This is a genomic window from Corynebacterium riegelii (assembly GCF_016728505.1).
GTDB classification, from domain to species: Bacteria; Actinomycetota; Actinomycetes; order Mycobacteriales; family Mycobacteriaceae; genus Corynebacterium; species Corynebacterium riegelii.
On the sequence record NZ_CP068159.1, the window covers coordinates 1,565,564 to 1,582,532 of the forward strand.

A 16,969-nucleotide genomic window follows, 5' to 3' on the forward strand; every position below is an offset into this window, starting at 1 on the left:
AACACACTAGCAGGCGGGGTTAACACACTAACCAAAAAAGCGAACGCACGTTCTAAAATGTGGGCTTAGCCAGCGATTTCGTACCCGAAGATCTCATCGATCCGCGGAGCGTTTGCGGGCCAACTTGGGTCACCCGGGTAGAAGATGCGGTCAGGCTTAAGGATCAGGTGAAGCGCTTCGCCGTCAAGCAGGGAAAGGTCCGTGTCGTAACCGAAAAGGTCTAGTGCCTCATCTTCGGTGCCGATGGTGATCCACTTCGTTTCGCTCACCTTAGGCGCGCCGCCCTGGATCCCCGAGATCTCGGTGGGGGCAGGTAGTTCCAGGAAGAAATACGTCTCATCCGGGTCGGCGTAAAAGTTACCGACCTCGCGCACGGCAGTGTTGCCATCCATAATGCGCAGGGTGGCAAAGACTTCGGGGTGGTCGGCGTTGACGGGGGCGTCGTCAAGCAAAGGCTCCTCAAGCGCAGGCTCCTCAGCCTCCGGCAAATCCGGCACCTCAGGCAACTCCGGCACACACGCGGTCAACACTAACGCAGCAAGCACAGCACTGAGGCGGCGCATCAGTCCAGCACCTCAACGTTCTTAAAGGACGTAACGCGCAGCGCACCCATCGGCATGCCGGTATCGGTTTGGAAGTGGACCGAGTCCGCAGCCATCGTCAAGCGGACGCGTTTGCCTAGGACCTGCTCCCATTCGGTGCCCCAATCCCGGGGGTATGTGCTGATCTCCCGGCCGCCTAGGGAGATGGTGTCGGTGTCGCGGGTCACTACTTCACCGGAGGCCCGGTAGTCGGTGAAGTCCTGCGACGCGTCCAGCTGGAGCAGGAGGTATTCGCTGTTGGGGTCCTCGTTGTTCGGCATGCCTTCAGGGCGAAGCTCGTAGCCATGCTTCATCACCACGGTGCCTTCAGCCACCGCATCCGGTGCGTCAGCGGGAGCGTTGCCCCGACGGGCCTCGGGCAGTGCCACGGTGAGATCGCCACGTTCAAGCGGGCCGCGGTCTTCGATGGGTGCCCACGTGATTTCAAGATGAAGCGGAAATGCGTACTGAATGTTGAAATCGCGGGGTTTTTCTGCCGACAGGATCTCCGTGCCGTCGACCTCGCACCAGGTCGAGTCGCCATTACCGGTGCCGCTTGAGTGCTCGCTTTGGTACAGGCCGTAGCCAAGCTGGGAGGCCTGGATCGTTGCACGGTACCCGCCCGCACCGGAGGCACCTTGGGTCAGGATGCTTGTCGACGCCTCCGCGGACCCACCATCCCCAACCTGAAACAGCAGCACGCGAGAGAAGTGGTTGGACATTTCATCGACGCCGTCGAAGCTCAAAAGCAGCTCCGGCGTGCCCCCGCCGTTTGCCTCTACAAGGGCGTAGCGGTAGTTGCCCTCGGGGGCGTATTTAAGGGCAATGCCGGTGGGGTTGGGCAGGTCAAAGTTGTAACTACCAGGGTTATCTAGCACTTTGGCGTATTCGGTGCGCCAGTCTGCTTCCTTGGCGCGTTTGTCCTGTTTGCGCGTCGGCGGCTCCTCAGGCTGGCCAGCAACGGTTGTGTATACCTCGCCGGAATCAGGGTCTACAACTTCGGTGGCGGTTACAACGACGGTGTCGCCGCTGCCGGAGCAAGCGCTGAGCGCAAGAGCGCAGGCAACAAACGGCAGGGCAATACGCACGGGAAAACTACGACACATAGTCATTTAACCTACAACCGAATCGGCCGCAACTGGTGCTGTGGCAACAGCAAAACACTGGAGTGGAATCTCGAGCATTGATTAGCCCGACTGAATCCATAAAATGAAAGTACGTCACTAAAAAAGGGGGCTGATGGCTACCAATATCCCAAAAACGATCGCGGAATACTCCAAGCTCACTCGGAGTGAGGAGAGCTTTGTAGACAAGCTATTGATGAATGATCCGGCTGATGTTGAGGTTGCGCCTTTGAACATTGGACTTCAGCCGGTGAACACTTGATATATCTCCCAAATCAGCGGGGATAGGGGCAAAACCGGGCAAACCGATGTCGTCTTTCCGCCACTAGGAACACCGGTACACCTCGTAGTCATCAGGAACTCCTGCACCGGGGACATGCTGAAATCCCAGCTTCAAAGCCAAACCAATTGACGCCTCATTCGTAGGGTCAATGATGGCAACCACGGGCAACTCTGGGAACCGCTCACGGGCGCTTGCCAGGGCCGCGGCCGCAGCTTCTTTGGCATAGCCTTTGCCTTGGGATTCTGGGGCGAAGCGGTAGTAGAGGTTGAGCACGTCCTCGCCAGCCTCCTGGCTGTGGCGCAGGCCCGTAAAACCGATGGTGGTGCCATCGAGTGTGGACACCACGTAGTAGCCCAGCTGCTTCTCACGCCAATTCGCCTGCCACGCGTGTGCGAGCTCCTCGGCTTCCTGCCTGGTTTTCATGGCCAGATCGGGACGGTGCTCGTAGGTACGCGCATCCGAGTGGATGGCAAAGATGGCGTCAACATCGGCGTCCGTGGGTACGGACAATACAAGGCGTGGGGTGCGAAGCAAGTGCATGCTGATCCATGCTACGCGCCGTATTTGACCTTGCCCCTACGGCAACCTGTTCAATCGACAGCATGGTTGATGGAAACGAGTACACGGTTGGCCAGGCGGCGGAAATCCTTGGTGTGAGCGCGAAGGCGCTGCGCCACTGGGAGTCGATGGGCCTGCTTATCCCGGAGCGCACCACGGCGGATTACCGCATCTACACCGACGCTGAGATGGAGCGTGGCGCGGCGATCGCGCTGTACCGCGGAGTCGGCGTGCCTCTTGCCCAGATTGGTGAGCTGCTCGACGCCTCCCCGGATGCCCTTGCGGCCGCCTTGGAGCACCACCGTAGGGCTCTTGCTTATCGACGCCGCACGCTCACCCAACAACTCACCACCATCAACAACCTGATCAACGATATGAAGAAAGGCAACATAGATATGGACGCAATGAAGAAATACCTGGGCGAAGACATGCCCGCGTACCAGGCAGAGGCACAGGAGCGCTGGGGCGATACCCCGGAGTGGGCGCAGTCCCAGGAGAAACTCGCGCAGATGGGGGAAGGTGATTTCGCGCGCCTCCAAGAGGAACAGGAAGCGTTGGCTGCTGATCTCGTAGCCGCCCGCGATGCAGGCGTGGCACCGGGGTCTGAGGAAGCCGCGGCGTTGGTTACACGCCACAGAAAAAGCATTGGGCAGTGGTATGAAGTCACGCCTGCGCGCCAGCTGATTCTGGCACGCATGTATGTGGGTGATGCCCGGTTCCACAGGGCTTACGCCGGTGCCCAGGACTACCTGCTGCAGCTTGTTGAGGCCGCGGCTGCCGAAGCTGGCGTGGATGTGGATAACCCTCAGTGGGGATAAGGGAATTTATACGGGGCAGATGACGGGGACGTCGGCGTCGTAAAGAATGCGAGCGTCGATGTCGTAGACCTCATGGAGCAGTTCCGGGGTGAGTACCGTTTTGGGCTTGTCGTGCGCGATGGCGCGGCCGCCTTTAATCACCAGCAGCTCGTCACAAAAACGAGCTGCCAAGTTGAGATCGTGGATGGCCACCACGGCCAGGCGGTCGGTGCCGCGCACCTCCTCGCGCACAATCTCCAGCAGGTGTACTTGGTGGTGGATGTCAAGGGCGGAAGTTGGCTCGTCCAGAAGCAAAATGTTCGGGTGGCGCACCAGCATCTGCGCAACGCCAACCAGCTGGCGCTGGCCGCCGGACATTTCGGAGATCAGCCGGTCTGACAGGTAGGTAATGCCAAGGCGTTCCAGGGTGTCAGCTGTTGCGCTTATTGGATCCCAGTCTTCCACTTCGCTCCGGCGGGCGGAGACCATCACTGACTCGAAGGTGGTCAGGGACGCGGTTGCCAGCAGGTCCTGAGGCACGTATCCGATGGCCTGGGTTCGCTCTCTGCCCTCTACAACTTTGCTGCCTACGGTGACGGAGCAAGTGCCTGATTGTGGACGCTTAATCCCCGCAATCGTTTTAACCAACGTCGACTTGCCCGCCGCATTCGGGCCGATAAGCCCGATGACCTTGCCCGTTTCGAGCGGGCCGAAGTCCATATTGTGCAGGATGGTTGTCCGGCCGTATCCGACAGTGAGCGCTCGCGCGGTAATTGTCACGCAACTTGTCATAGTGGTTATCTCCTGCCCTTTGTGCGAGTAAAGATGAGGAACACGAAAAACGGCACGCCAACCAGGGCCGTGATGATGCCGATCGGGATTGCCAAACCAGGGATGATGGACAGGGAAACGGCATAGGCCAAGCTGAGCAGCATTGCCCCTGCGGCAGCAGAACCTGGCAGGAAGTACTTCTGGTCCTCACCAACCAGCATGCGGGCCACATGAGGCCCAACCAACCCGATGAATCCGATGATGCCGGTAAACGCCACGGATGCAGCGGCCAAGAGTGAAGCGACGATGAGGGTGGTGAGGCGGAGGCGCTTGACGTCGATGCCGAGGGCGGCCGCGCGGTCGTCGCCAAGCCGAAGCGCCGTTAAACGCCAAGAGTTAGCCACACAGTAGGGAACTGCAGCAGCCAGCACCACAGCAAGGATCGTGTTCGAGGTCCAGGTAGCGCGCTGCATTGAGCCCATGGTCCAGAACACGATCTGCTGCAAGGCCTCGATGTTGGCACCGTACTGCAAAAGGGACAACAGTGCCTGGAAGAAAAACGACAACGCAATGCCGAGCAGGATCATGGATTCTGCGGTGGCGCCACGCCACACCGATGCCACGGCGACAATTGCTACAGCAAGCAGCGCGGATACGGCGGCGGTTAGCGCCAGGTTGAACTGGGGGTTCGCAATCACCGTCCACCCCATCACGATGGACAATGCCGCACCGAAAGCAGCGGCAGCCGAAATGCCAAGCGTGAAAGGCTCGGCCAACGGGTTATCCAGAATCGTCTGCATCTTCCCACCGGCCAACCCGAGTGCTGCGCCGCACAGGACCGCCATTACGGCGGCGGGCAGGCGAAGCGTACGAATGACTACACGCGTCTGCTCATCTACATGATCCGGGCGAAATACTGCCAGAAACACATCAGCGATGGAGATGTTGAGGGGACCGACAATGATGGCAAACAGGAAGCTCGCAAAAACCGCGACGACTAGACCAGCAATAGCGAACGCTTTGTTACGTCCGCGTTTGCGGTAACTGTCAATCGCGGCCTGGCGGGCATCCACTGCCTTTATCTGCGGCGTAGATACCTGGGTAGTCACGGGTTATGCCTTCTCCGGGTGAGCCGGGTCGAGGAAGAACACGCCGCTGTAAGGAATCGGTAGCCAGTCCTTGTGGAATTGCTTGAATTCCTCCGTTGGGTTGTAGTTAGCGAATTCTTCCGGGTGAATCCATGCAGCAAAAGCTTCGAGCGCGAATACGTTGAAGGGGTTGTCGTAGAACTGGTGGTACACGGCGAAGAAGTTGCCGTCCTTCGGTGCCTGCAGCAGTTCAAAACCTGGCTTGTTCAGCGGGCCCTGCGATGTTTCCAAGGCTAGTTCCGGGGTGGACTGGTAGCCCAGCTCTACGTGGCGGAACGTGTCAGTCTTGTTGGGGTCCCTGGCCCACTCGCCACCGGTGACAATGATCTTGTCAGGGTCAAGCTCAATGAGTTTTTCCGGAGTGATGGTCTTCGTCTCTGGGCCGAGGACATCCGGCCCGAGGTTGTGTCCACCTGCTGCGGTAACCAACGTGCCCAGGTGGACATTACCTGCGACGGCGCAGCACTCGTTGTAACCCGCAGCGGTCCACAGCAGCACGTTCGGGCGCTCTGTAGTTTTTGCAACGCGGTCAGTGATCTCTTTGACCTTTGCGTTGTAGAACTCGTTGTACTTTTCTGCGCGTTCGCTCTGGCCCAGCAGGTCTCCCAGGAGCTTCATAGATACTGTGGTGTTTTCCAAGGGCTTTTGGCGGAAATCGATGAACGCGTAGGTGATGCCAGCGGCATCCATGTCGGAGATGAATCCGCTTTCCTCAACGGCCTTCTTCTGATCCAGGGTCATAATGACCACATCTGGGTTCTGCGCCAGCAGGTTTTCTACGGTGACATCGCCCTTGTGAACAGAGCCGATCACCGGCATCTTTTCCACCTCTGGGTCGAGTTCGATGAGCTTGTCGCGGAATGCGCCAGCATTTTTCACCAGGTCCTGGCCGTATGCGGCGATGTTGTGCAGCGGATCTTCCTGCAACAGGGCAGTGGCGAAGGCGGCGCGGCCTTCGGCGAGCACAATGCGCTCCGGCAGTTCATCGAATTTCAGCGTGCGGCCGGCGGCGTCCGTGACGGTGATTGCGGTCGTAGCGCTGCGCTCCACTGACGAGGATGTCGCAGGTGCTGTAGATGACGAAGTAGACGAGGTTTCGGAGCTTGAGCAAGCCGCAAGGCTCAGCGCGGTGCACGCTGCGATAGCAAACGCGCCGAGTTTGGTGGAGAGTTTCACAACACAACCTTTCCAAGGTAGGTAAGCCTAAGTTAAGGGCCGATACAGAACGTAAGGTAAGGCTCACCTAATGTCAAGAAGGGGTAGTTGGGATCCCCAAGGCTTCGCTACCCTTGGCCTCGTGCCACCCGAAAACATCCTGCTGCGCTTGTCAGATGAAGACGAGCAGACTGTGCGCGCGATCTACGCGGAGCTTGCACGGCGGGGGTTTCCCAAGCAGCGCCAGCGTCCACACGTGTCCATCACATTCGCGCCCACTATGCAGCGCCAGGTGATCGGGGAGGCTGCTGTGCTCTTGCCGCCGCTGCTTCCGGCTACGTTGCGGCGCGTCGGCGTCGCCGTGTTCGGCACCAAATCCAAACAAACAGTCACCTGGCTGCTGGAGGCACCGGAACCACTTGAGCGAGCCGCCCGCACCATCAGTGCGCTGAACCCAGAAGGGCGCGGCGAGCGCTGGATTCCGCACCTGACCATGGGGCTGCGTCTGCCAAAAGCGATCGTGCCGGACTACATCGCAGCACTAGCGGAGGTCACCTCGCCCCACTTCAACGACATCACCGCCCAGCGCGCCGTGTTCTACCAGCCAAGTCTGGGTACGGAGTTTGAGTTTTAAGGGGTTGCGCGCCGGGGGTGGGGTTGGTCGTGGTGGGGGTTGACGTGGGCGTCGATAAGCAAACTGCCCTCTTTGGATGGAACCTCACCACGGAACTCCAAGGGAGTATCTGAGGCCGCAACCACCACGTTGCCGTAGGCGCGACCGGCGAGGGCCTCGGGCGTGGCGGCGGCCATGGTGTGTGCGAAAACCTCGGCGAGTCCGGCAAGCTCAGCGCGGGTATTTGGCAAGCCCATACGATCACCAATGTTGGCCACGAACAACCCACCCAGGCGAAGCGCGCGATGCGCCGCACGGAAGAACTCCACCGTGGTCAACGGGCGAGGGGTATCCGGGCCAGCAAACACATCGCGAACGATCACATCCACCGAAGCCAGCGCAAGAGCATGCGTAAACGCGCGGGCCTCGGCCACCACGATCTCCACCGGAGGGTCGAAAGCTTCGCGCACCACGCGAGCCAAACCCCGGTCCAGCTCAACGGCAATATTGTGGCTTTCCCAGCGGTGGTTGACGTAACTCGGCAGCGCGCACCCGGCCGCACCCAGATGGACTGCGGTAAATGGCTCCGGCAACTCGGCGCCAGCGATGAAACCCGCAATCCATTGCATGTAGTCATACTCCAGCACCTCCGGCGCGCCGGGCACAACGTAGGACGAGGGCACACGGTTGACCTCAAGGATGTAGCCGCCGTCACGCGCTGGGTCCGCAACGATGTCGGCCTGACCAGTGTCAATGGGATAGCTGCCGGTGATTCGCCGTTTGGGGGAGCGTGGCTTTCGCCGAGTCGTCTCACTGCCCGTTACACTCATGCCTCATGCATACACTGCGCGAGGCGACACCGGCGGATAGAGATCAGGTTTGTGAGGTGTGGGATGTCTCCGGCATCACCAACCGATGGAACAACCCGCCGGTAGATTTTGATCTGGCTATGGCCACCCCCACCAGCACCATCTTCGTTGCGGAAGCCGACGGGGTTATTGACGGCGTAATCATGCCCGGTTTTGACGGCCACCGCGGCTGGCTGCACATGGTTGGGGTTCGCCCGGAAGTGCAGGGAAGCGGCATTGGGCGGATGCTTGTCGACGCTGCCGTGAAGTACCTCGCCGACCTAGGCACCCCAGCCATCCACCTGATGGTCATGCCGACGAACACCCAGGCCGTGAAGTTCTGGGAGCACTACGGATTTGAACGCATTGATCCGCCGGTGTGGAACCTGAACCCGGATACGTTTGCTGCTACTGCGCAGACCAAGACTCAGTCCGTTTAAAGCAGCACGCCACCAACGCACCAAGCGCGATGACGGCGCAGGGCAGCCAGATGGATGTACTCATGGCGTCTGCAAACGGCTGGTGCAGCGGCGGCGGCAGCGTGCCACTCATGTGCGTTGCAGCGGCGCCGGTGGTGCTGGTTTCGCCAGCGCTGCCGCCGAGCGTGCGCGTGAGCTGCGATGTCATCATCGCAGCGATGGCTGCAGAGCCGATCACGGCACCGATCTGACGTGTGGTGTTGTAGACGCTGGAACCGGCACCCGCCAGCGTGCGTTCCAGGTTGCGGGTAGCCACCATGGACAGCGGGCCCCACATCATGGAGTTGGCCACGCCGTAGAGTGCGGCGATGGCGTACATCCAGCGCGAATCTACCTCAGGGGTAGTGATCAGTGCTGATATCGCCATAGATAGTGCCGCGAGCGAAAGCCCGGTGATGGCAAAGGGCTTCGGGTCATGTGTGTTGGTGAGTCTGCCGATGATCGGCGCCAGCACACCAGAGATGACGCCCGACGGAAGGACCAGCAGCGCAGCCTGCGTTGGCGTGAATCCTTGGACGTTTTGCACGTAGATCATCCACGGAATGATGTAGGTGGAAACGGCGAACCCGACGGTGGCGATGGTGACGTTGGCCAAGGTGAAGTTGCGGTCATTGAACAGCCGCAAGGGAACCAGCGCGGTATCTCCAAGCGTCCGCTGCTTTTGCACAAACAGCGTCAGCAGCAACGCCGCGGCGATCAGCAGCGCCCACACCCGCCAGTCCCAGTTGAAGTTCTCGGCCTCTTGAATGCCAAACACGAGGCAGAACATGCCGGCGGCGCTGAGGGCAACGCCGAGCCAGTCAAAGGTGCGGTTGGTTTGCTCCAGCTTGGGCACGAAGATGAATGCCAAGATGATGCCGATGATGCCAATGGGCACGTTGACGTTGAAGATCCAGGGCCAGCCTCCAGCGTCTACAAGCACACCGCCCAGAAGCGGTCCCACCACGGTGGCAAGACCCGCGGTTGCACCCCAAACCCCCATAGCGCCGCCGCGCTGAGTGGGGGAGAAGGTGCGGATCATCACCGACATGGTCTGTGGCGTAACCATCGCCCCGCCGAACCCCTGGAACGCGCGTGCCGCGATCAGTGCTGCTGCGCTGTTAGCCAAACCACAGGCGAGCGATGAGACAGTGAACAGCGCCAGTCCGAGGGTGTAGATATTTCGTGGTCCGAAGCGGTCACCAAGGCGCCCGGTGATCAGCAGCGGTACTGCGTACGCAAGCAGGTAGGCGCTGTTGACCCAGATGACCTCGTTGTAGCTGGCGCCAAGATCCTCAGTAATCGCTGGGATAGCGACAGAGACGATGGTGGAATCCACCAATATCATGAAAAAGCCCAGCATCATTGCCCAAAGCGCGGGCCACGGTGAGCGCTGCTGGGGCGAAGATGGGGTAATGGACTTCATCGCTGTGACTCTACGCCACATACCCCACACGTCGGCGGAGATGGGGATTTCCGCAGGCTACACGGGAGTTAGAAGGGCAGGATGTCCTGGATTTGCGCCGGCAGCAGCGGACGCAGCATCGGCCAGGAGAACACCGCGAGCGCCCCGATGGAGGCAATGATGCCAATAACAATCACTGCGGTTTGCAGGGAATCCGAGGACGTTGGAACCGGAAGCGTCGGCTCCGGCAACGCAGGGCGGATCGTCTTCTCCGGGAACTCAGTACGCGGCGCGACCGATTCGAAGGCTTCGCCGTTTTCGTCGACCAGGTCTGGGTAGAAGGTCTCCAGTCCGCGAACGTTGAACTGGGTTGCCATGTAGCGGGTGCCGCCTGGGTTGTGCCACTGGGACACGATGATGTCCATGTCATTGATGCTGGAACCGGGCACGATGTAGCCGCCGTAGGGCTGCGACCAGTTGTTCGGCGTTTGCTGGTTCGCCCACGGGCCATTCTTTGCGACGGCGACGGCAGGCACGTTGTTCCAATCAACGTCAATGTCCTTGGAAATGCGCACCTCGACCTGCAGCGTCGTCTCGTTGAAAAGCACGAGTACCCAGTTGCCGTCGATGTAACGCAAGTTCATCTCGCCGGCATTGACCACGCGGCCTTCGGTGTCATGATCCAGGATGGCGGTGCCAGAGCCGTCGACGCCGTACCAGTTGCCGTCGTTAAGATTCAGCATCTTCCAGGCGTTGCGGTTGGTCAGGTTTTCCGGCTCAACGCGGAACAGGTACATGGGCGCAACGTTTGTTTTATTGCGATCAAACGTGGTGGTGACGATGTAAACGTAGCCATCAGGGCCCATCTCCCACGACAACATCTCGTCCATGCCACGTTGGCTTCCTCGATGCTTCATGGCGGAGTAGTAGAAGCCATCCGGCTGCCAGGTTTGGCCCTGGTCCGTAGACTTCCAAAACTCGGAGTACTGCGTCTTGTGCAGCCCGCGATTCCACATCGCTTGCAGGTACAGCGTGCCGTCGATATTGATGATGTCGGAGGGGATGAGTGTGAGGTCCCCGTCGCGAAGGTAGCCAATCGTCTGCTTGACGCGCTCGCCCTTGTTCAGCGGGCGCTGAATATCCACGTAGTCATTCTCGTCGCGCTTGGCCACGACACCGACAGGGCTCATCCACTCGCCCCGGCCAACGGTATCGCCCCGAAACGAGTCACCGAAGATCATGGCGAACTCGCCCTCATCATTAATCGGAGCCATGACGCCTAAGTCACCCGAGCGGAAACCCACGTGCTGCGAGTAGGGGCCCAGGATGTCACCGAGCACCTGGACCGTGACGTTCGGTTGCACCTTGCTTGGCGACGCGACGCCCTGCGGGTCTGCGTTGCGGGCAAAAGGATTGGCAAAGTAATCCAGCGTCTCGCCATCGTCCGCGGCGTCTGTCTCCTCACGCTCTTCCGGGGCAGCAGTATCACGAGGATCACGAGGATCACTTTGAACCGGAACCTCAGGTTTTAACGTTTCGTGCTCAGCGGCCACCTCCTGGGCCTGAGCGTGAGGCGCAGTGGTTGCGGCCAGGGTGAGCGCGGAGATGGTTGCTGCGCTCACGAGGGCGCGGGAAGAGGCGTTGCGGAACATGAAACCCGATTTCTTGACAGCGAAATTCGATACAACTTGCAAGGATTCTGACTCTAACAAACACATAACTAAATAGCGTGTGGAAACTGTCCAGAATTATCCCGCGTTTTGAAGCACGTGAGGAGTTGTGCCGTTATGCGCTAGTGTGTGAGGCATGTCTCGAATCAGTCCTCTCAACTGGCCGGTAGTGCGCCAGCTGCGCGGCGGTGACCTCTTCGCCCGCGGTGAGAACACTGAGTCTCGTCGCACGAAGGAAATGGAAGGGCGCACCATTGACGCTGACCGTGTGGTCAAAAGCGTGTGCCCGTACTGTGCTGTCGGTTGCGGCCAGAACGTCTATGTCAAAGATGGCAAGGTCATCCAGATTGAGGGTGACCCGGATTCCCCGCACTCCCGTGGGCGTCTGTGCCCGAAGGGTGCCGCCTCCGAGCAGCTAGTCAACGCCCCCAACCGTCTGACTGAGGTGCTCTACCGTGCGCCGAAGGCAACGGAGTGGCAAACGCTTGACCGTGAAACCGCGCTGGAGATGATCGCGGACCGTTTCTTGGAGGCCCGCAAGAACGGCTGGCAGGACACGGACGAGCACGGCAACCCGGTTCGCCGCACCATGGGCATCGCTGGCCTTGGCGGTGCAGCCATGGACAACGAGGAAAACTACCTGATTAAGAAACTCTGGACTGCCTCTGGCGCGGTGCAGATTGAAAATCAGGCCCGTATATGACACTCCTCCACGGTTCCCAGTTTGGGATCCTCGTTTGGCCGTGGCGGCGCGACCCAGCCGCTGCAGGACATGGCGAATGCGGACTGCATTGTCATTCAAGGGTCGAATATGGCCGAAGCACACCCGGTGGGTTTCCAGTGGGTGATTGAAGCCAAGAATCGTGGTGCTCGGATTATTCACGTGGACCCGAGGTTCACGCGAACGTCCGCAATCGCCCATAAGCACATCCCGATCCGAGGTGGCTCGGATGTGGTGCTGCTTGGCGCGGTGATTAAGTACGTGCTGGACAATGAGCTCTACTTTGAGGATTTTGTCAAGGCGTTCACCAACGCCTCCGTGATCATCAACGAGGACTTCCAAGACACGGAAGACCTTGAGGGCATCTTCTCTGGCTATGACCCGAGGACGGGTAAGTACGACAACTCCACGTGGCAGCCGAAGCCTGCTTGGGATGCGCAAGTGTCCTGGGATGTGGAGAAGGACGAGACGCTTAAGGATCCGAACTGTGTGTTCCAGATCCTGAAGCGCCACTACTCCCGCTACACCCCGGAGATGGTGGAGAAGTCTTGCGGTATTTCGCAGGAAGACTTCTACTACCTGGCTAAGTCCATTGCGGAGAACTCCGGTCGTGAGCGCACGACGTGTTTTGCCTATGCGCTTGGTTGGACGCAGCACACCATGGGTGCCCAGTTCATCCGTACCTGTGCGATCCTGCAGCTGCTCATGGGCAACGTGGGCCGCCCAGGCTCCGGCATTATGGCGCTGCGTGGTCACGCCTCGATCCAGGGTTCGACTGACGTGCCTACGTTGTTCCACCTGCTTCCTGGCTACCTGCCGATGCCGCAGGCGGAGGTGCAGACGTGGGACCAGTACCTCGATGCTGTGGCCATGGCCGACCAGAAGGGTTTCTGGCAGAAGCGGGATGATTACTCGGTCTCCTTGATGAAGGCTTACTGGGGCGACGCCGCCACGGAAGACAACAACTGGGGCATGGACCTTATGCCGCGCCTTACCGGTGCGCACTCGACCTACCACACGCTGCAGCTGATGATGCAGGGACAGGTTGATGGCTACTTCGTGTTCGGCCAAAACCCGGCGGTGGCGCAGTCCAACGGCTACATGCAGCGCATGGCACTGTCCAAGCTGAAGTGGCTGGTGGTACGCGATTTCCAGGAGATTGAGACGGCAACGTTCTGGAAGGATTCCCCAGAGGTTGCATCCGGCGCGTTGGTGACTGAGGAGATTGACACTGAGGTCTTCTTACTGCCTGCCGCGAACCACGTGGAGAAGGCCGGTACGTTTACCCAGACGCAGCGTCTGCTGCAGTGGCGCTTCCAGGCGAAGCAGCCACCAGGGGATGCGGATAGTGACCTGCAGTTCTTCTACGAGCTGGGTCTGCGTCTGAAGGAGCGGGTGAAGGATTCCACTGACCCGCGTGACCTTCCGCTGCAGTCCATTACCTGGGACTATGACCTGGATGAGTACGGTGAGATCGATGCAGAGTCTGTGCTGCGTGAGATCAACGGCTACTTCCTCGAAGGTCCGCGCAAGGGACAGCTGGTGGATAGCTTTGCTGACCTGAAGGCGGACGGCACCACCTCGTCTGGCTGCTGGATTTACTCCGGCGTGTTTGCAGGCGGCGTGAACCGTTCCGCAAACAAGCGCCCTGGTTCCGAGCAGGATGAGATGGCGCTTGACTGGGGCTGGGCGTGGCCGCTGAACCGCCGCGTGCTGTACAACCGTGCGTCCGCTGATGCGGATGGCAAGCCGTGGTCTGAGCGTAAGAAGCTGGTCTGGTGGAATGAGGACGCTGAGCGTTGGGAGTCGCCGGATGTGGTGGACTTCCCGGTAAACAAGGCGCCGGATTACAAACCGGATCGTGACGCTGTGGGACCGGATGCGTTGGCTGGCGATGATCCGTTCATCATGCAGCCGGACGGCAAGGGTTGGCTGTTTGCCCCGCGTGGCATGGTCGACGGCCCGATGCCGACACATTATGAGCCACAAGAGTCGCCATTCCCGAACTTCCTGTACAAGCAGCAGCAGTCGCCGTCGCGAATTGTCATGCGTGGCCCGAATAACCTGTCTGCCCCGAACTACGGTGAGGAAGGCACAGAGGTCTACCCGTACATCCTCAACACCTACCGTTTGACGGAGATGTATACCTCGGGTGCGATGACGCGAACGCTGCCATTCTTGGCGGAGCTGCAGCCAGAGCTGTTCTGCGAGGTTTCCCCGCAGCTGGCCGAGAAGGTTGGTTTGGAAAACGGTGGCTGGGCAACCTTGATTTCGCCGCGTGGCGCAATCGAGTCCCGCGTGCTGGTCACGGACCGCATTCAGTCCCTGACCATTGGGGAGCAGCAGTACGAACAGATCGGCATGCCGTTCCACTACGGCAAAGGCAAATACGCCGAGGTCAGCGGTGACGGGCCAAATGACCTGCTTGGCATCATGCTGGATCCAAACGTGAACATTCAGGCGTCCAAGGTGTCCGCGGTGGATATCCGCCCGGGCCGCCGCCCACGCGGTGCTGAACGCGATGCGCTGGTGCGTGAGTACCAGAAACGTGCAGGCCTGACGGAGAACACTGGCTCCAAGCTGGGCTCGCATGACGCAACCGCGTCGCCGGGCTTGGATGATGAGGACACGGCGGAAGTGGACAACACGAAGCGCAACATGGCGGAGAGGGAAGGCTAGGTACACGCCGATGGCGAAGACGAACAGCATTACCGAAGCGCCACAGCACGTTGGCTATGACCGTGCCGCGCGCAAGGCGTTCTTTACGGATACCTCGATTTGTATTGGCTGCAAGGCCTGCGAGGTGGCCTGTAAAGAGTGGAACCGTAACCCGCAGGATGGCTACGAGTTGTCGGGTAACTCTTACGACAACACCGGCTCGCTCGGTGCGGATACGTGGCGCCACGTGGCGTTTATTGAGCAGAGCGAGGAACAGATCACCAAAGCCCGCGAAGAGGGCGCGAAGTTGGTCTCGCTGGGTATGCCGAGCGTTGGGGCAGGCGGCAACGCTGAAACCACGCAACCCACGCAACCCGCACAGCCTGCGCAGTCTGTTACCCCGGGTGATACACCGGATTTCCGTTGGCTCATGTCCTCTGATGTGTGCAAGCACTGCACCAACGCGGGCTGCCTTGACGTGTGCCCGACAGGTGCGCTGTTTCGCACGGAGCACGGCACTGTGGTGGTGCAGGATGACGTGTGCAACGGTTGCGGCACCTGCGTGGCAGGCTGCCCGTTCGGCGTGATCGAGCGCCGTGAAGACGGCGGCGTGTCCAAGCGTGACGATCGCACGAAGCGTGGAGAAGACTTCACTGTTGGTGAGGTCGCTCCAATCAAGAACATCGGCGTGGCGCAGAAGTGCACGATGTGCTTTGACCGTCAGGCGATCGGGGAGGGCCCGGCGTGCGCCAAGACGTGCCCGACCACGTCGATTAAGTACGGCTCCTACGAGGAGATGCTGGCAACCGCCCAGGCACGCGTGAAGGAGCTACACGCCCAGGGCATGACGGAAGCGCGTCTGTATGGCGCCAACAGCGAGGACGGAGTTGGCGGTACAGGCTCAATCTTCTTGCTTTTGGACGCCCCAGAGGTCTACGGCCTGCCGCCAGACCCCCAGGTGCCAACCGCTAACTTGCCCACGATGGCCAAGCGTGCCGTCTTTGCGGCAGCCGGTTTGATTGGTGCGGTTGCGGGTGCCTTTGTGATTGGAGGACGCAGCTAATGGCAGAGTTTGATAGCTACCGGCCACCGGAAGCACCGCGCGGCCCGAGGCGTAACAAAACCGGCGGCGGTGCAAAGCCGCAGGGCAAGAAGCAGCGTCGTGGTGAAGAGCTCATGGTGCCGAAGGCGGACTTTGAGCAGTATGAGTCCTACTACGGCAAGCCGATTGTGAAGTTCCCGCCGTGGGAGTGGCCGATTGCTGGCTACCTGTTTCTCGGCGGCGTGGCGGGCGGATCCGGCCTTCTGGCTGTTGGCGCGGGGCTGACTGGCAACCGTGAGCTGCAGCGCAACACCAGACTGACCACGTTCGCGGCTGCGGGTTTGGGTTCGAGCTTTCTGATTCTGGACTTGGGTCGCCCGGAGCGCATGCTCAACATGTTCCGCGTGTTCAAGTTGTCCTCGCCGATGAGTGTGGGCTCGTGGATTCTGGGCGCCTTCGGTTCCACCTCTGCGGTGCCTGCGATAGTTGAAATGGACAAGCTCACGGGCGAACGTTTGCCGTTGCCTGATTTCGCCCGTAGCTTCCTCCACTGGGCAGCCACGCCGGCAGGTGTGGCAACCGGCGTGCTCGGCGCACCACTCGCTGCGTACACCGCGGTGCTGTTGGGCAACACGTCGGTGCCGCTGTGGCAAGACGCGCACAAGGAACTGCCAGCGCTGTTTGTGTCTTCGGCGGCGGCTGCCTCCGCAGGTGCGGCGCTGGTGACCACGTCCACCAGGAACAACGGTCCGGCTCGTGTACTGGGTGCCGTTGGCGCCGCGGCGGACATCTTGGCCTCCAAGAACGTGGAGCGTAACCTGCACGCGCCACTGGAGGAGACGATGCACCAGGGCAAGGCCGGCAAGCTGCTCAAGGCGGCGGAGGCCTGCGTTATCGCAGGTGGCCTTGGCGCTCTGGTGGGTGGCCGCAACCGTGTCATCGCAGCGCTTTCGGGTGCGGCACTCATGGCCGGTTCCTGCCTAACCCGCTTCGGCATCGTCCAAGCGGGACGTCAGTCCACCGAAGACCCGAAGTATGTGGTGGAACCCCAACGCGCCCGACTTAAGGAGCGCCAGACCGCGGGCCAGGTCGGGGACTCCATCACCACAGCGCGCTAGAATATAGCGCGCTAAAAAC

Annotated in this window: 16 protein-coding genes; 7 read left to right on the forward strand and 9 right to left on the reverse strand. The window is 60.3% G+C overall.

Annotation, left to right across the window (positions count from 1 at the left end):
- Window positions 1-65: 65 nt before the first annotated feature.
- Both I6I71_RS07395 and I6I71_RS07400 read right to left on the reverse strand, forming a co-directional pair.
- A complete protein-coding gene (locus I6I71_RS07395) occupies window positions 66-563 on the reverse strand; it encodes a hypothetical protein (RefSeq protein ID WP_201819932.1) in 498 nt (165 codons plus the stop codon).
- Window positions 563-1,687, reverse strand: coding sequence for a hypothetical protein (locus I6I71_RS07400; RefSeq protein ID WP_201819935.1), 1,125 nt, complete (start codon window positions 1,685-1,687; stop codon window positions 563-565). Before I6I71_RS07400 ends, I6I71_RS07395 begins: the two co-directional genes overlap by 1 nt.
- Before the next feature lie 133 nt (window positions 1,688-1,820).
- On the opposite strand from I6I71_RS07400, the gene I6I71_RS07405 reads away from it, so the two are divergent.
- Window positions 1,821-1,967 (forward strand): hypothetical protein, encoded by a 147-nt coding sequence (locus tag I6I71_RS07405; RefSeq protein WP_157045293.1) that lies wholly within the window; start codon window positions 1,821-1,823, stop codon window positions 1,965-1,967.
- Between the two features lie 63 nt (window positions 1,968-2,030).
- Here I6I71_RS07405 and I6I71_RS07410 read toward each other — a convergent pair whose 3' ends face one another.
- A complete protein-coding gene (locus tag I6I71_RS07410) occupies window positions 2,031-2,528 on the reverse strand; it encodes a GNAT family N-acetyltransferase (RefSeq protein WP_201819939.1) in 498 nt (165 codons plus the stop codon).
- 62 nt (window positions 2,529-2,590) lie between these two features.
- Here I6I71_RS07410 and I6I71_RS07415 point away from each other — a divergent pair, with 62 nt between their 5' ends.
- Window positions 2,591-3,364, forward strand: coding sequence for a MerR family transcriptional regulator (locus I6I71_RS07415; protein WP_201819942.1), 774 nt, complete (start codon window positions 2,591-2,593; stop codon window positions 3,362-3,364).
- Window positions 3,365-3,370: 6 nt separating this feature from the next.
- On the opposite strand, the gene I6I71_RS07420 is transcribed toward I6I71_RS07415, so the two are convergent.
- From I6I71_RS07420 to I6I71_RS07430, 3 genes are read right to left on the reverse strand one after another with little or no spacing between them, the layout of a single operon-like run.
- The gene (locus tag I6I71_RS07420; RefSeq protein ID WP_232305789.1) at window positions 3,371-4,123 is read right to left on the reverse strand and encodes an ABC transporter ATP-binding protein; all 753 of its coding nucleotides are present in this window, start codon (window positions 4,121-4,123) and stop codon (window positions 3,371-3,373) included.
- A 17-nt stretch (window positions 4,124-4,140) separates the two neighbouring features.
- The gene (locus I6I71_RS07425) at window positions 4,141-5,223 is read right to left on the reverse strand and encodes a FecCD family ABC transporter permease (protein ID WP_083279042.1); all 1,083 of its coding nucleotides are present in this window, start codon (window positions 5,221-5,223) and stop codon (window positions 4,141-4,143) included.
- A gap of 3 nt (window positions 5,224-5,226) precedes the next feature.
- Window positions 5,227-6,438 (reverse strand): ABC transporter substrate-binding protein, encoded by a 1,212-nt coding sequence (locus tag I6I71_RS07430; RefSeq protein ID WP_201819944.1) that lies wholly within the window; start codon window positions 6,436-6,438, stop codon window positions 5,227-5,229.
- A gap of 70 nt (window positions 6,439-6,508) precedes the next feature.
- Between I6I71_RS07430 and I6I71_RS07435 the strand changes: the two genes are divergently transcribed.
- Window positions 6,509-7,051, forward strand: a complete 543-nt coding sequence (locus I6I71_RS07435; protein WP_201819947.1) for a 2'-5' RNA ligase — start codon at window positions 6,509-6,511, stop codon at window positions 7,049-7,051.
- On the opposite strand, the gene I6I71_RS07440 is transcribed toward I6I71_RS07435, so the two are convergent.
- Complete coding sequence (locus I6I71_RS07440) at window positions 7,048-7,860, reverse strand: spermidine synthase (protein ID WP_201819949.1); 813 nt, start codon at window positions 7,858-7,860, stop codon at window positions 7,048-7,050. The two genes, I6I71_RS07435 and I6I71_RS07440, sit on opposite strands and share 4 nt — an antisense overlap.
- A 5-nt stretch (window positions 7,861-7,865) precedes the next feature.
- On the opposite strand from I6I71_RS07440, the gene I6I71_RS07445 reads away from it, so the two are divergent.
- A complete protein-coding gene (locus tag I6I71_RS07445; RefSeq protein WP_201819952.1) occupies window positions 7,866-8,318 on the forward strand; it encodes a GNAT family N-acetyltransferase in 453 nt (150 codons plus the stop codon).
- Here I6I71_RS07445 and I6I71_RS07450 read toward each other — a convergent pair.
- Both I6I71_RS07450 and I6I71_RS07455 read right to left on the reverse strand, forming a co-directional pair.
- Window positions 8,287-9,762: a DHA2 family efflux MFS transporter permease subunit gene (locus I6I71_RS07450; RefSeq protein ID WP_236587275.1), complete on the reverse strand. Its 1,476-nt coding sequence runs from the start codon at window positions 9,760-9,762 to the stop codon at window positions 8,287-8,289. The genes I6I71_RS07445 and I6I71_RS07450 overlap by 32 nt on opposite strands.
- A 68-nt stretch (window positions 9,763-9,830) precedes the next feature.
- On the reverse strand, window positions 9,831-11,393 hold the full coding sequence (locus I6I71_RS07455; RefSeq protein WP_201819955.1) for a DUF4185 domain-containing protein: 1,563 nt from the start codon (window positions 11,391-11,393) through the stop codon (window positions 9,831-9,833).
- A gap of 154 nt (window positions 11,394-11,547) precedes the next feature.
- Between I6I71_RS07455 and fdnG the strand changes: the two genes are divergently transcribed.
- From fdnG to nrfD, 3 genes are read left to right on the forward strand one after another with little or no spacing between them, the layout of a single operon-like run.
- Window positions 11,548-14,811 carry a formate dehydrogenase-N subunit alpha gene (gene fdnG, locus I6I71_RS07465; RefSeq protein WP_236587276.1) on the forward strand — a complete coding sequence of 1,088 codons (3,264 nt, stop codon included), beginning with the start codon at window positions 11,548-11,550 and terminating at the stop codon, window positions 14,809-14,811.
- 10 nt (window positions 14,812-14,821) lie between these two features.
- On the forward strand, window positions 14,822-15,853 hold the full coding sequence (locus tag I6I71_RS07470; protein WP_201819957.1) for a 4Fe-4S dicluster domain-containing protein: 1,032 nt from the start codon (window positions 14,822-14,824) through the stop codon (window positions 15,851-15,853).
- Window positions 15,853-16,950 carry an NrfD/PsrC family molybdoenzyme membrane anchor subunit gene (gene nrfD, locus I6I71_RS07475; RefSeq protein ID WP_201819960.1) on the forward strand — a complete coding sequence of 366 codons (1,098 nt, stop codon included), beginning with the start codon at window positions 15,853-15,855 and terminating at the stop codon, window positions 16,948-16,950. Before I6I71_RS07470 ends, nrfD begins: the two co-directional genes overlap by 1 nt.
- Window positions 16,951-16,969: the final 19 nt, after the last annotated feature.

Coding starts and splice junctions, on each gene's coding strand:
- I6I71_RS07395 (WP_201819932.1), bottom strand. CDS start 563: ATGCGCCGCCTCAGTGCTGTGCTTGCTGCGTTAGTGTTGACCGCGTGT.
- I6I71_RS07400 (WP_201819935.1), bottom strand. CDS start 1,687: ATGTGTCGTAGTTTTCCCGTGCGTATTGCCCTGCCGTTTGTTGCCTGC.
- I6I71_RS07405 (WP_157045293.1), top strand. CDS start 1,821: ATGGCTACCAATATCCCAAAAACGATCGCGGAATACTCCAAGCTCACT.
- I6I71_RS07410 (WP_201819939.1), bottom strand. CDS start 2,528: ATGCACTTGCTTCGCACCCCACGCCTTGTATTGTCCGTACCCACGGAC.
- I6I71_RS07415 (WP_201819942.1), top strand. CDS start 2,591: ATGGTTGATGGAAACGAGTACACGGTTGGCCAGGCGGCGGAAATCCTT.
- I6I71_RS07435 (WP_201819947.1), top strand. CDS start 6,509: ATGTCAAGAAGGGGTAGTTGGGATCCCCAAGGCTTCGCTACCCTTGGC.
- I6I71_RS07440 (WP_201819949.1), bottom strand. CDS start 7,860: ATGAGTGTAACGGGCAGTGAGACGACTCGGCGAAAGCCACGCTCCCCC.
- I6I71_RS07445 (WP_201819952.1), top strand. CDS start 7,866: ATGCATACACTGCGCGAGGCGACACCGGCGGATAGAGATCAGGTTTGT.
- I6I71_RS07450 (WP_236587275.1), bottom strand. CDS start 9,762: ATGAAGTCCATTACCCCATCTTCGCCCCAGCAGCGCTCACCGTGGCCC.
- I6I71_RS07455 (WP_201819955.1), bottom strand. CDS start 11,393: ATGTTCCGCAACGCCTCTTCCCGCGCCCTCGTGAGCGCAGCAACCATC.
- I6I71_RS07470 (WP_201819957.1), top strand. CDS start 14,822: ATGGCGAAGACGAACAGCATTACCGAAGCGCCACAGCACGTTGGCTAT.
- nrfD (WP_201819960.1), top strand. CDS start 15,853: ATGGCAGAGTTTGATAGCTACCGGCCACCGGAAGCACCGCGCGGCCCG.